Origin of the sequence: Maribacter dokdonensis DSW-8, assembly GCF_001447995.1 — a bacterium.
Taxonomy (GTDB): Bacteria; Bacteroidota; Bacteroidia; order Flavobacteriales; family Flavobacteriaceae; genus Maribacter; species Maribacter dokdonensis.
Map to the genome: position 1 here is coordinate 1,248,656 of NZ_LDPE01000001.1, position 13,213 is coordinate 1,261,868.

The 13,213-nt window shown below is 37.2% G+C and carries 12 protein-coding genes; 5 read left to right on the forward strand and 7 right to left on the reverse strand.

The genetic code is table 11. The features are described from left to right. Positions 1–82 precede the first annotated feature (82 nt). Positions 83–2,293, reverse strand: coding sequence for a DNA helicase RecQ (recQ, locus tag I600_RS05445; RefSeq protein WP_245188845.1), 2,211 nt, complete (start codon positions 2,291–2,293; stop codon positions 83–85). Positions 2,294–2,467: 174 nt separating this feature from the next. Here recQ and I600_RS05450 point away from each other — a divergent pair, with 174 nt between their 5' ends. From I600_RS05450 to lptB, 4 genes are read left to right on the forward strand one after another with little or no spacing between them, the layout of a single operon-like run. Next, positions 2,468–3,445 (forward strand): KpsF/GutQ family sugar-phosphate isomerase, encoded by a 978-nt coding sequence (locus I600_RS05450; protein WP_058103461.1) that lies wholly within the window; start codon positions 2,468–2,470, stop codon positions 3,443–3,445. Beyond that, entirely contained in the window at positions 3,445–4,305 is an 861-nt protein-coding gene (gene tatC, locus I600_RS05455) for a twin-arginine translocase subunit TatC (RefSeq protein WP_058103462.1), read from the forward strand. The genes I600_RS05450 and tatC overlap by 1 nt, the downstream gene beginning before the upstream one ends. After that, complete coding sequence (locus tag I600_RS05460; protein ID WP_058103463.1) at positions 4,289–4,639, forward strand: carboxymuconolactone decarboxylase family protein; 351 nt, start codon at positions 4,289–4,291, stop codon at positions 4,637–4,639. The genes tatC and I600_RS05460 overlap by 17 nt, the downstream gene beginning before the upstream one ends. 51 nt (positions 4,640–4,690) lie before the next feature. Beyond that, complete coding sequence (lptB, locus tag I600_RS05465) at positions 4,691–5,431, forward strand: LPS export ABC transporter ATP-binding protein (RefSeq protein WP_058103464.1); 741 nt, start codon at positions 4,691–4,693, stop codon at positions 5,429–5,431. A 9-nt stretch (positions 5,432–5,440) separates the two neighbouring features. On the opposite strand, the gene I600_RS05470 is transcribed toward lptB, so the two are convergent. The 3 genes from I600_RS05470 to I600_RS05480 are packed head-to-tail and all read right to left on the reverse strand — an operon-like array spanning position 5,441 to position 7,594. Continuing rightward, positions 5,441–5,821 carry a DUF4345 domain-containing protein gene (locus tag I600_RS05470; RefSeq protein WP_167342525.1) on the reverse strand — a complete coding sequence of 127 codons (381 nt, stop codon included), beginning with the start codon at positions 5,819–5,821 and terminating at the stop codon, positions 5,441–5,443. Further along, positions 5,808–7,082: an MFS transporter gene (locus tag I600_RS05475; RefSeq protein WP_058103466.1), complete on the reverse strand. Its 1,275-nt coding sequence runs from the start codon at positions 7,080–7,082 to the stop codon at positions 5,808–5,810. Before I600_RS05475 ends, I600_RS05470 begins: the two co-directional genes overlap by 14 nt. Further along, complete coding sequence (locus I600_RS05480; RefSeq protein ID WP_245188846.1) at positions 7,079–7,594, reverse strand: GyrI-like domain-containing protein; 516 nt, start codon at positions 7,592–7,594, stop codon at positions 7,079–7,081. The genes I600_RS05475 and I600_RS05480 overlap by 4 nt, the downstream gene beginning before the upstream one ends. Positions 7,595–7,724: 130 nt before the next feature. On the opposite strand from I600_RS05480, the gene I600_RS05485 reads away from it, so the two are divergent. Next, positions 7,725–9,422 (forward strand): alkaline phosphatase D family protein, encoded by a 1,698-nt coding sequence (locus I600_RS05485; protein ID WP_058103467.1) that lies wholly within the window; start codon positions 7,725–7,727, stop codon positions 9,420–9,422. A gap of 48 nt (positions 9,423–9,470) precedes the next feature. Here I600_RS05485 and I600_RS05490 read toward each other — a convergent pair whose 3' ends face one another. The 3 genes from I600_RS05490 to I600_RS05500 are packed head-to-tail and all read right to left on the reverse strand — an operon-like array spanning position 9,471 to position 13,204. Further along, positions 9,471–11,651 carry a B12-binding domain-containing radical SAM protein gene (locus tag I600_RS05490; RefSeq protein ID WP_058103468.1) on the reverse strand — a complete coding sequence of 727 codons (2,181 nt, stop codon included), beginning with the start codon at positions 11,649–11,651 and terminating at the stop codon, positions 9,471–9,473. Positions 11,652–11,698: 47 nt separating this feature from the next. Continuing rightward, positions 11,699–12,220: a hypothetical protein gene (locus tag I600_RS05495; RefSeq protein ID WP_058103469.1), complete on the reverse strand. Its 522-nt coding sequence runs from the start codon at positions 12,218–12,220 to the stop codon at positions 11,699–11,701. Between the two features lie 39 nt (positions 12,221–12,259). Continuing rightward, a complete protein-coding gene (locus I600_RS05500) occupies positions 12,260–13,204 on the reverse strand; it encodes a tRNA dihydrouridine synthase (protein ID WP_058103470.1) in 945 nt (314 codons plus the stop codon). Positions 13,205–13,213: the final 9 nt, after the last annotated feature.

Here is a 13,213-nt window from a genome sequence, read left to right on the forward strand (position 1 = left end):
CAAGTGAGTTTGAAAAAAATTCCCTTTGGTTTTTCAATAAAGAAAATCAAAGGGAATTTTAATTTTATAAGCGCCAATTACATTAATTAGCCACCTCACTTATAAATTTTAATCTATACAAACGTAATTCTTCTTCCTCATACTCGCCATCAAACTCTGTCATAGCTTCTTCAAGGTTATCACTATCGGCCTCTAAGAAATAATCATGTATTTCTTCTTGTTGATCTTCGTCTAAAATCTCATCGATCCAATAGTTTAAATTCAACTTTGTTCCGCTATAGACGATCTGCTCCATTTCCTTGATCAACTCAGGTATTTCAAGTCCTTTTGCCGATGCAATATCTGATAAAGGCAATTTTCTATCAACATTCTGTATCACATACAATTTTAGAGCAGAATTTGCACCGGTACTCTTTACCACAAGATCATCTGGCCTTATAATTTCATTTTCAGAAACGTATGTATTTATAAAAGCGATAAAAGGCTTTCCATATTTTTTGGCCTTACCTTCACCTACACCATGAACATTAAGCAACTCTTCATGGGAAATAGGATATTTAAGAGCCATATCTTCTAGAGAAGGATCTTGAAAGACCACAAATGGCGGTACTCCCAATTTCTTTGCTTGACCTTTTCTAAGATCTTTTAATTGTTTTAGAAGTTTCTCATCTGCAATTCCGCCAGATTTAGCAGCTCCTACAATAGCATTATCATTCTCGGCATTGTACACATGATCTTTGGTCATCATGAAAGAAGAAGGTTTCTTTAAAAACTCCTTACCACTATCAGTTACATGAAGTACACCGTATTGCTCTATTTCTTTTCTCAAAAGTCCCGCAACCAATGTTTGGCGTATTAAGGCCATCCAATACCCCTTATCTCTATCAGAACCAATACCAAAAAATTCCTTTTCATTGGTTTTGTGAGATGATATTATTGCATTGGTCTTACCCCTTAAGGTATTTACAATTTCCTTTGATTTAAATTTTTCACTAGTTCCGGTCACCACTTTTAATAGCTTTTCTACACCATCCTTAGCCTCTTCCTTTTCTTTTGGGTTTCTGGTGTTATCATCCATATCTGCCCCTTCACCGTTAACCTCGTCGAATTCCTCACCAAAATAATGAAGCATAAACTTACGTCTAGACATTGAGGTTTCTGCATAGGCTACAACTTCTTGCAACAGCGCATTTCCTATCTCTTGTTCTGCCACCGGTTTACCGGACATAAATTTCTCAAGTTTCTCTATATCCTTATAAGAGTAATATGCCAAACAATGACCTTCGCCACCATCACGGCCTGCCCTACCCGTTTCTTGGTAATAACTCTCTATACTTTTAGGAATATCATGATGTATAACAAAACGAACATCTGGCTTGTCTATACCCATACCAAAAGCAATAGTGGCCACAACCACATCTACATCTTCCATCAAGAACATATCTTGGTATTTAGATCTAGTTTTAGCATCAAAACCGGCGTGATACGGCACGGCACTTACGCCATTTACCTGTAAAACCTGGGCCAATTCTTCTACCTTTTTTCGGCTTAAACAATATATAATACCAGATTTACCTGAATTTTGTTTTACAAAACGGATGATATCCGCCTCAATATTCTCCGTTTTGGTACGTACCTCATAAAACAAATTGGGTCTATTAAATGATGCCTTGAACAAAGTGGCTCCACCAATTCCTAAATTCTTTATGATGTCTTCCTGCACTTTAGGTGTAGCCGTTGCGGTAAGTCCTATAATAGGAATATTATCGCCCAAACGTTCAACAATAGATTTTAGGTTTCTATACTCAGGTCTAAAATCATGCCCCCATTCAGAGATACAATGCGCTTCGTCTACCGCTACAAAAGAAATAGTAACCGAGCGCAAAAACTCTACATTCTCTTCTTTTGTCAATGACTCTGGAGCAACATATAAAAGTTTGGTAACGCCGTTGGTGATATCTTGCTTTACCTGTTTTATTTCACCTTTGTTCAATGATGAGTTGAGCACATGTGCTATTCCGTTCTCAGAAGATACACCACGTATGGCATCTACTTGATTCTTCATTAAAGCAATAAGTGGAGATACAATAATTGCGGTACCTTCTTGCATTAACGCAGGTAATTGGTAGCAAAGCGATTTACCACCGCCGGTAGGCATAATTACAAACGTATTATTCTGTCTTAAAACATTTTTAATTACCTCTTCTTGAAGTCCTTTAAACTGAGAAAACCCAAAATATTTTTTTAATGAGGAATGTAAATCGATATTGTCAAATTCTTTACTGTCTGTCACATTTTACATTTAAGGGGACACTACTTACTTTAAAAATCTATAAGCGAACAAAATTAATCTTTTGCCAAGCTTGGCGTTTCTAAATTATTATGCGATAATCGGCATTTAAAATTAAGTTTGTTTAATTTTGTCATCTTAAAGATAATACATTCTTTTAGGAATACAATCCATAATTTGAATAATAGATTGATTGCAACGGACACCATTATTGGCTTAGCGAAAAAAACCATTGAAACTGAGCGTGATGCTATAGCACAACTTTCATCTCTTTTGACCGACGATTTTGCCAGTATCGTAAACTGCATTATCCAGGCAAAAGGCCGTGTTATAATCTCTGGTATTGGCAAGAGTGCCATCATTGCCACTAAAATTGTAGCTACCTTGAATTCTACAGGTACTCCCGCAATTTTTATGCATGCTGGCGACGCCATTCATGGAGATTTGGGAACCGTACAGGATAATGACGTGGTCATCTGCATTTCTAACAGTGGAAATACGCCCGAAATTAAGATGTTGGTACCGCTCATAAAAAGAGGTACAAACAAATTAATTGCAATGACCGGTAATACCGATTCTTTTTTAGCAAAGCAGGCAGACTATATCTTAAATACCCATGTAGAAAAAGAGGCTTGCCCAAATGGTTTGGCTCCTACAACAAGTACTACCGCACAATTGGTAATGGGAGATGCCTTGGCCATTGTTCTACTGGAAATTAAAGGGTTTACCAGTTCTGACTTTGCAAAATATCACCCTGGCGGATCATTGGGAAAAAGACTTTATCTAAGAGTTTCTGACCTTGTGAGCAAAAACCAAGTGCCAAGCGTACAACAAGACGAAGAGGTAAAAAAGGTTATTGTTGAAATTTCTAAAAAAATGTTAGGGGTCACTGCCGTACTTGATAGAGAAAAAGTTGTTGGTATTGTTACCGATGGCGACATAAGACGAATGCTAAATAAGCATGATAATATAAAAGGATTGACCGCCAAAGATATCATGACCACCAACCCTAAAACAATATCTGCCAATACTTTAGCCATAAAAGCATTAGAGCAAATGCAGAAAAAGGGAATCTCACAACTGTTGGCCATGGATAATGATACCTACATTGGTGTTATACATTTACATAATTTAATAAACGAAGGTATTTTATAATGAGTTCCAAAGCTACTACCTCTCCTAACGAGATGTCATTTCTAGACCATTTAGAAGAATTAAGATGGCATTTAATAAGATCAGTTTTGGCAGTTGTCATTATTGGAAGTGTTGCCTTTTTAATGAAAGATTTCATTTTTGACACGGTTATTTTCGGACCTAAAAAAATGGATTTCCCCACCTACAAATTATTTTGTGATATCGCAACATATTTTGGATTCGACTCGGCTTTTTGTGCCGATAAACTTCCATTTACCATACAAAGTAGATTAATGTCCGGGCAATTTTCCGCACATATTTGGACATCGATCTGGGCCGGTTTCATAATTGGCTTTCCCTATGTTCTTTATGAAATGTGGAAATTCATTAGTCCTGGACTTTACGAAAAAGAACGAAGAAATTCTAGAGGCTTTATTTTCATAGCATCTTTCTTATTTTTTCTAGGTGTATTGTTCGGGTATTATGTGGTATCACCATTATCCATTAACTTTTTAGGCACCTACCAAGTAAGTTCAGAGGTTACCAATGAGTTTGACCTTGCGTCTTACATATCTACCGTTAGAGCATCTGTAATTGCCTGTGGTGTTTTATTTGAACTACCTATCATTATTTTCTTTTTGACCAAAATAGGCCTGGTAACCCCAGAAATAATGAGAAAATACAGGAAAATAGCATTGGTGGTCGTATTGATCTTATCTGCCGTAATAACTCCGCCAGACGTTGCCAGCCAAATTATAGTGGCCATACCGGTATTGATCTTATATCAAGTAAGTATCTATATTTCTGCTATGGTATTGAGAAAAGAAAGAAGAAAAGCTGAAAAAGAAAAAAAAGCAAATAGAAATGTCAAATCAAATTGAAGAATTTAACGCGTATCGTTCTAAGATGAACGATAAGTTATTGGCCGATAATAATAAAATAGTAAAACGTATATTCAATTTAGACACCAATGCTTTTGCCGCTGGTGCCTTAGATGTGAAAACCAAAGAGTTATTAGGTCTTGTGGCTTCTACAGTGTTACGATGCGATGATTGTGTAAAATATCATTTAGAAAGTTCATACAACGAAGGTGTATCTAAAGAAGAGGTCATGGAAACTTTAAGTATAGCTACTTTGGTAGGCGGTACTATTGTTATACCACACTTAAGAAGAGCTTATGAATACTGGGAAGAATTAGAAAACCAAGAAGGTTAAAAAATCCCTAATTACTTTTCTAGCAGACCAATAACCAATAGATTTGAAAACATGAAGTTACGTGCCGACAATATTATGAAATCCTACAGAGGCCGTAGGGTGGTTAAAGGAATTTCCCTTGAGGTAAACCAAGGAGAGATCGTAGGGCTACTTGGACCAAACGGTGCGGGTAAAACCACATCCTTTTACATGATTGTTGGCCTTATAAAACCTAACGGCGGAAGTATCTATTTAGACGACATGGAGATTACCAAATTCCCCATGTACAAAAGAGCACAAAACGGTATTGGGTACTTGGCACAAGAAGCGTCGGTATTTAGAAAACTAAGTATAGAAAAGAACATTCTCAGCGTACTACAACTAACCAAATTAAGCAAGAAAGAGCAGCACATGAAAATGGAATCGCTCATTGAGGAATTTGGTCTGGGGCATATTCGAAAAAACCGTGGGGATTTGTTATCTGGTGGGGAGCGAAGAAGAACTGAGATTGCAAGAGCTTTGGCTACCGATCCAAAGTTTATTCTTCTTGACGAGCCTTTTGCAGGAGTAGACCCCGTGGCCGTAGAAGACATACAACGTATTGTAGCGCAACTAAAGAACAAAAACATCGGTATACTCATTACCGATCACAATGTTCAGGAAACACTTGCCATTACAGAACGTTCTTACCTAATGTTCGAAGGCGGAATTTTAAAATCCGGTATTCCAGAAGATCTAGCTGCAGATGAAATGGTACGTAAAGTATATCTAGGGCAGAATTTTGAGCTACGTAAAAAGAAGCTAGATTTTTAAAAACAAGAACTATTCCTTATACTTTTTAAGGTTATATAATCCCCAGCCAAAGAACAACAATTCTAATACTAATGCGGGAGTAAACAAAGGGGATACACCGTCAAACAATGTACTTACTATTCTACCAAATGATATTCCTCCCATAAAAAGCACATTGCAGACCGTTGCCCCATACCAAAATTTGGGATTTAAAGCACCAAATAACCAATATAGGCCAACTCCCATATAAATTCCCATTACGGCACGCAACATGTTCTTCAATTCTAAATCTACCACCTGAAAACCCAAAAGTTCTGGCATAACATAGGTAGGATAGGCGCCATACACCAAGCCTGCAATAATGACGATTACAGCTGAAAGTAAAAGATTAAGATTCTTAGAAATTACCATAAAACCGTTTACCATAAAGTTGCAAATATCTAAAAGCTGCCAATCCGCCCACAAAAGAAAATACAGCCAACATCCAAAATACATGTTGATGCCCTTTTAAACCCGGTGATGCATCTAATAAGTACCCCATTGCGGGTCCGGCAAAAATATCTGGAGTATAGCCTACCAATGAAATAATACCCACAGCGGTACCCGTTAAAACCAAAGGGATTCTACCACTTTGCATAACCGCGAAATACAATGAACGTATGGCGTAAACACCAAGCGCCACAATCATAATCGAAAATATGAACATAGCATAAGAAACATTTTCAACTACTCCTAGAGCAAAAATCAAAGAACCAAAGAAGGCTATTACAAAACCTATGAACAAAAACAAACTAGGTCTAGATCGATCTGCAACAATACCGATCAACACCCCTACTACCGGTCTTGCAAACAACAAAACAGTACCAACTTCCGCTGAGGCAACTTCATTAAGCAACATTACATCTTGAGCATACAGCGAAAAAATATCCGTAATCTTGTAGCCAACATAGGCACATAAAATAATGACCATTAACAATTGAACCGATGGCAACCGCAGCACCTCTTTAATCTGCGAAGCTGTAATACGATCAATGACAATTTCTTTTTCCTGATCTGCAGGTAATTTCATGAACAACCATACCAAAACACCCACTACGGCTACAATACCTGCAGAAGTTAAAATAACATATCTAAAAGCAAAACGGCTCTCTTCCAAACTAGCGACTTCCAAATCCGTCGTCATAAAATAAGAAAACACCACTACCCCAAGTGTACCGAACAAGGCTCCTACCAAGCCCCTACCACCATCTAAAAACCCGAATGCCCTGCCTTGAGAATTTATACCGCCCCAAACACGGGTAGCTTTTATCATGGGAGACCAAAAGAGAAATATGGTAGTAAAGCCCCAAAATCCGTAAAGAACCTGTAATGTAGCATAATTAGGAAAAGTAGCGAATACCAAACCGCCAATTGCAGTCATCCAAAGTGCAATGGCTATTAACTTTCTTGGTTGATATTTATCTGCTAACGGACCACCAAGCACATATGAGACCAACGCTACAAAACCGTATACCGAAAAGCACAAACCTAAAGAAACATTATCGAGTTCAAAAACCTTTAAAACAGTAGGTCTAAAAACACGTTGTAGCACAAACGGCAAAATAAAGACACTTTCCCCAGCCAATATCAATAATAAGAGATAGTACCAGGGTGCTTTTTCAGGTTGTTTCATTTTGCTTTTATAGGAATCCAAACTTCTTCTTCTGAGTTGGGATCGTTGTTTTTATATTTTGCTCCAAGCACTTCAAAATGTGGGCGACCATCTAATTGATATTCTGAGTTAGGAATCCATTCCCCATAAATATATTGAAAGAAAGTAGGTGCGTTTTGTGCACTGCCTGTATAATGAAATACAGCATATAAGCCAGTTTCCAATAGCAACATATTCATGCCTTCGGGAATATTATCCACTTCATCAACCTCAACACAAGCCCACTTTACAAATTCGCTACCAGCGCTAAATCGTTCAAAATAATGGCTAGGATATTGTTGCAGTGATATAAAATCTTCAGACGCCCTATGATCCACTTCCTTACTAAGTTGCCTAAACGTTTTCCAAAGTTGAGGGGTTTTATTATCCAACAAACTCATTTCAGCAGATAAGCCTATCAACTTTTTTTCTTTCAGGGTAATGATTTTAGGGGTCATATTTCTAAAGCTATGCTCCAAACTTAAGAAATTCATATAGAACGGCTATAAAACCAACTGACCTTAGGCCATTATTGTTACCGATAGTTTCAATAACACAAACATAAAGTTGAACTAACATAGATTGATCGGAATTAAAACAATTTTGAGGAAACTAATTTACCAGATGAAAAAGACGAAAAACACCAGAAGAAATTTTATTCAAAAAACCTTAATGGCTTCCGGGGGAATAATTTTAGCCCCAAACATTATAAGCTGTAGCGAAGATGACAATGTACAAGTTGAATATGACGAATCTCAATTAACTGTACAAAACTTTAGTTACGGGGTTGCCAGTTTTGACCCAAGTAATTCTGGTGTAATCATATGGACACGTTATACCACGGCAAATGTTGAAATTATCTGGGAAGTTTCTACGCAATCGGATTTTAGTAGCATATTAAGAACCGGAAAAATAACAACTGAAACCTCTAGGGACAATACTTTGGCCATTGAATTGACCGAGCTGGAAGCTGATCAAAAATTATATTATAGATTCATAAGTACTTCTAATAATTCCATTTCCGTGGTTGGTGAAACCATTACACTACCAACCGATGCTACGCAAGCCAAGTTAGCAGTTTGTTCATGTTCTAACTACCAAGCAGGTTTGTTTAATGCGTACGATGCAATGGCAAATTCCGATGCAGATATCATTGTTCATTTAGGAGACTACTTTTATGAGTATGGTGCCGGAGGATATGGCTCAACAGCAGAAAATGCATTTTTAAATCGTTCTCATGAACCAGAGGGAGAAATCATTTCATTGGATGACTACCGCACCCGATACAAACAATATAGATCGGATACATCCTTACAATTGGCGCACCAAAAAAAGCCTTTTATCTGTGTTTGGGACGATCACGAAATTGCCAATGACACCTATAAAGAAGGTGCTGAAAACCATGATGAAGCTACCGAAGGTAGTTTTGAAGTAAGAAAGCAAAATGCCTTACAAGCGTACAGCGAGTTTTTACCATTCTCAAGAATTTCTGCAGATGATAATAGCCTTATCTACAGATCTGTAAATATTGGAAATCTGGTAAATCTGGTGTTGATGGATACTCGTTTAATTGGCAGGGACAAACAATTAAGCATCACAGATTATTTTACTGCAACCGGTTTTGACGCTGTTGCATTCCAAACAGCATTATCAGACCCCAACCGCTCTATTTTAGGTACGGAACAAAGAGATTGGGTCATTTCAGAAATCGGTAACAGTTCTGCAAGATGGCAGGTACTGGGGCAACAAGTGCTTATGGGTAAAATGAACGTGCCGGCAGAATTACTTACCGCCTTTGGCTCACCCAATTTTGCCGCTATCCTTACAGAACTAGTGACCATAAAACTTAGGCATCTTAATAACGACCCAACATTGACACCGGAAGAAATAGCAAGGGTAACATCTGTTATTCCATATAACTTAGATGCTTGGGACGGCTACCCAGTAGACCGTGAAATCATATACGGAGCGTTGAACGGCAAAAAAATTGTTACACTTGCCGGCGATACCCACAACGCTTGGCAAAATACACTGATTGCCGCAGATGGTTCTGAAGTAGGCATTGAATTGGCAACTTCTTCCGTTAGCTCACCTGGTTTTGAAACTTACCTGGGTGCAACCGTCACCCCAGAATTAATAGCAGGTTTTCAAGAAGCAATGACAACCTTAATAGACAACCTAAATTATTTTGATGCTTCTAGAAGAGGATTTATGATGACCACTTTCACTACTACTGAAGTAACTTCTGAATGGATTTTTGTAGACACTCTTTTATCAACGTCCTATAGTACAGAGGTAGGTTATACGTATAGCTATTCGTAATTTAACTTTTATGGATAAAAAGCCACTTTGTTATTCATTGTGGCTTTTTTATAATACCAAAAGCCCGTGTTCCTGTAATCCCAGTATAGGTTTAGAATACCAGAACAATTCAAAATCCTCAAATTGTATTTCAAAATCTTTCTTTAATTGGGCAAAAGTAATTGGTTTATTGGTTGGACTTATTTTCTCTAAATTATCCAAAAGCCACTCACCCTGTTCTTTATCGACCGTAATTTCGTATACATCCGTGGTGGAATGGAAATATAACTGTAATTGCTCCCATGACCTACCCTTTTTCTTTTTCACCTGTTCTTGCACTAGTGGCATTTGTCCAATAAAAACAATCTTAGCGGTAGGTTTTGTTTTTAAGACCACTTCTTGCTGCAGGCAATCATAAATGTAATCGGGTGATATGGTAGACTGCGGAATATCAAAATCGAACCATTCTTGTAAGCTCATATCAAAACCGATACCGTGCATAAAATTAAAGAGCGATTTCTTTAACCCGAAGCTGAATAAACCGTGATCTATTCCGGTTTTATCCTTAAAATCTATATCGTTGTTCGCAAAACTGATATCTTTTAATTTTGGCATTACCCCATATTCTTCAGGATCTAAACCAACCGGACTGTGCGCCGTTAATGCAAATTGATGCCAAAAGCCAGATTGTATAATTCCCAACTCAAACAACTGCCTTACCATTTCTAAACTATCTACCGTTTCTTGAACGGTCTGCGTTGGATAGCCGTACATTAAATACGAATGTACCATGATATTCGCTTCCGTGAAATTTCTAGTAACCTGTGCTACTTGCGCTACCGTTACGCCTTTATCTATCAGTTTTAAAAGTCGGTCAGATGCAACTTCCAAACCACCAGAGACCGCAATACAACCCGATGCTTTTAATAAATAACATAAATCTTGGGTAAAATTCTTTTCAAAACGAATATTCGTCCACCAAGTGATAGTCAAATTTCGTTTTAACACCTCTAAGGCAAAAGCCTTCATTAACGAAGGTGGTGCCGCTTCATCAACAAAGTGAAAACCAGATTCACCAGTTTGGGCAATTAAAGTTTCTACACGATCTACAAGCATACTTGCGGCAACCGGCTCGTAGATTTTTATATAATCTAAAGAAATATCGCAAAAGGTACATTTCCCCCAATAACAACCATGAGCCATGGTAAGCTTATTCCATCGTCCATCGCTCCACAGACTATGCATTGGGTTGGCAATTTCAATGACCGAAATGTAATTCTCTAATTGCAGATCAGCATAATCTGGAGTACCCACATCTTGTTGCTTATAATCTTGCCTTAAACTATCATTCTTATAAACAACTTTACCATCCTCTAAGACAAAAGCACGCTTTAACTCCTCTTCTCCATGAACTATATATTGATGTACCAATTCTAACGGGAGTTCACCATCATCCAAGGTTATAAAATCAAAGAATTCAAACACCCGAACATCGGTAAGGCTGCGCAATTCTGTATTTGGAAATCCGCCACCCATGGCAATTTTTAAATCAGGATAATTAGCCTTTATAAATTGGGCACAACGAAAGGCGCTATATAAATTCCCTGGAAAGGGTACCGAAAAACAAACCAATTTGGGTGTGTGTTCCTCTAATTGCTTTTTTAATATATTGAGGGTTAATTCATCAATAAAGGTTGGCTTTTTATTCAAGTGATCATATAGCTCATCAAAAGAATTGGCGCTGCGCCCAAGCCTTTCTGCATATCTACTAAAGCCAAAATTGGGATCTATACATTCTACTATAAAATCTGAAAGATCCTCCAGATACAGAGTTGCCAAATGCTTGGCTTTATCTTGCATACCCATATTCCCAAATGCCCATGCCAAATCATCCAATTGTTGAAATCTAGAGGCTTTTGGCAAAAAACTATCGGTACATAACTGCCTTGCCAAAGTATCATTTTTACCTTGTAGAAATAGAATAACCGCATCTAAGGTTTTTAAATATTCATGACGAAGAGCATATATTCTTTGGGTATTCTCAGTTACAATGGCATCTGCCTCATAAGCCATTGCAAACAGCTGCCGAAATGTATTTTTATTGAAGAGTGATAAAATAACCTCAATCCCTAAATCTGACTGGTAAGAAGAAATATCCTTTGTGTTCAAAAAACCCTTTATGTATGCCGTTGCCGGATACGGAGTATTTAATTGAGTAAAGGGCGGTGTTATTAAAAGAAGGTCTTTCACTAGCGATTTTTAGAACAAGGTAGCAAAGATAATGGTTACGCTACTCATTATTCAATATCTCGCGCACCGCTTGTTGGTATGCTCTGGGTTTGCTGGCTACTTTTTACAATCCTTTGTATAGTTCGGTAATTATCTGCACGATCAGGCAAAAAGGAAAAAAACTTTTTCTCAATGCTAACTATAATAGCATCTGACGTTCTTTGTACCGTTAGAATTGAATCTGAATATCTTCGTTCTATTTGGAACTTCAGCTTAACATTTGTTTTTTCTATAATTTCTGATTCTACTAAAGGATTTTCAATTAATTCATTAAGTTGACGCCAGTTTTCTTCGCTATTTTCCAAACATAAACTATGCTTAGATTCAAGAAAATCTTCATATGAAATCTCACTATATTTTTCATAATCAAATAGTTGCCAAAAAGTTATACCAAATGCCCCAACAAACCCTACAATAATTTGAAATTCCCAGTCATTAAAATCAAACTTATCAAACCATAGCATTACTCCAAAACAAATTGGAAAAAACATTACTACTTTTAATAAAAACTTGGTGGTTTTATTTTTCATAATAAGTTATTTGCAATATCTTACAATATAAGAAAAATCTCACTCGTTATTCAATATCTCACGCACCGCTTGTTGATAAGCCCTAGGATTGTTAGCTTTTTTTATTTTTTTAAAAGCTTTATGCGGATTAGAAGTAGACAGTGCAAAATACTCCCAAAACCCCCTCATTTTCATTTTTATAGGTGTTGGTCCCGATAAAGCTTCATCATATTGCTGATATATTGTATCGTGAAATTCCGAAAAAATCTTCCAACGGTCTTTTGGGTATTCGGTGGTATTGTTCTTGATCATACTAGGTAGAAATGGGTCGGCGATCAGCCCTCTGCCCATCATAAAATGGTCTATGCTAGGAAAGCGCTCTTTCATTTCTTCAAACTTAGCTACAGTGGTAATATCTCCATTATAGTAGAGTTTGTGTTTGGTACCGTCTATACATTTCTGAAAAGCATCTAAATCTACACCGCCTTTATACAGCTGCTTTCCTATACGCGCATGAATGGCAATATTTTTTAACGGATACTTATCTAGAATTGGAAAAACATCTAAAATTTCTTCTGCGTGCTCATAGCCCATTCTCATTTTCATGGAAACCACTACATCTGTTTCTTCATGCGCACGTTTTAAAATATGGTCAATTTTCTCAGGATTACAAATGAGTCCGCTTCCCATACCTTGCTTTGTTACCATTGGATAAGGGCAACCTAAGTTCCAGTTGAGTTCCTTGTAACCTAAACTTTGAATATACTTAATCACAAATAAAAACTCATCGGCATCGCCCGTCATAACCTGCGGTATTACCTCTAGAGTAGTGTTATTATCAGGTTGTAAATCTTTCTGATACGAATTTTTTATAACCATTTTACCGTTCAGTCTAATGTATGGCGCATAAAAAGTATCTATACCTCCAAAATATTTATGAAACGCATTTCGGAATCTAAAATCGGTAAAGCCTTGTAACGGCGAAGATAGTAAGGTGACTGACATTTATAATTG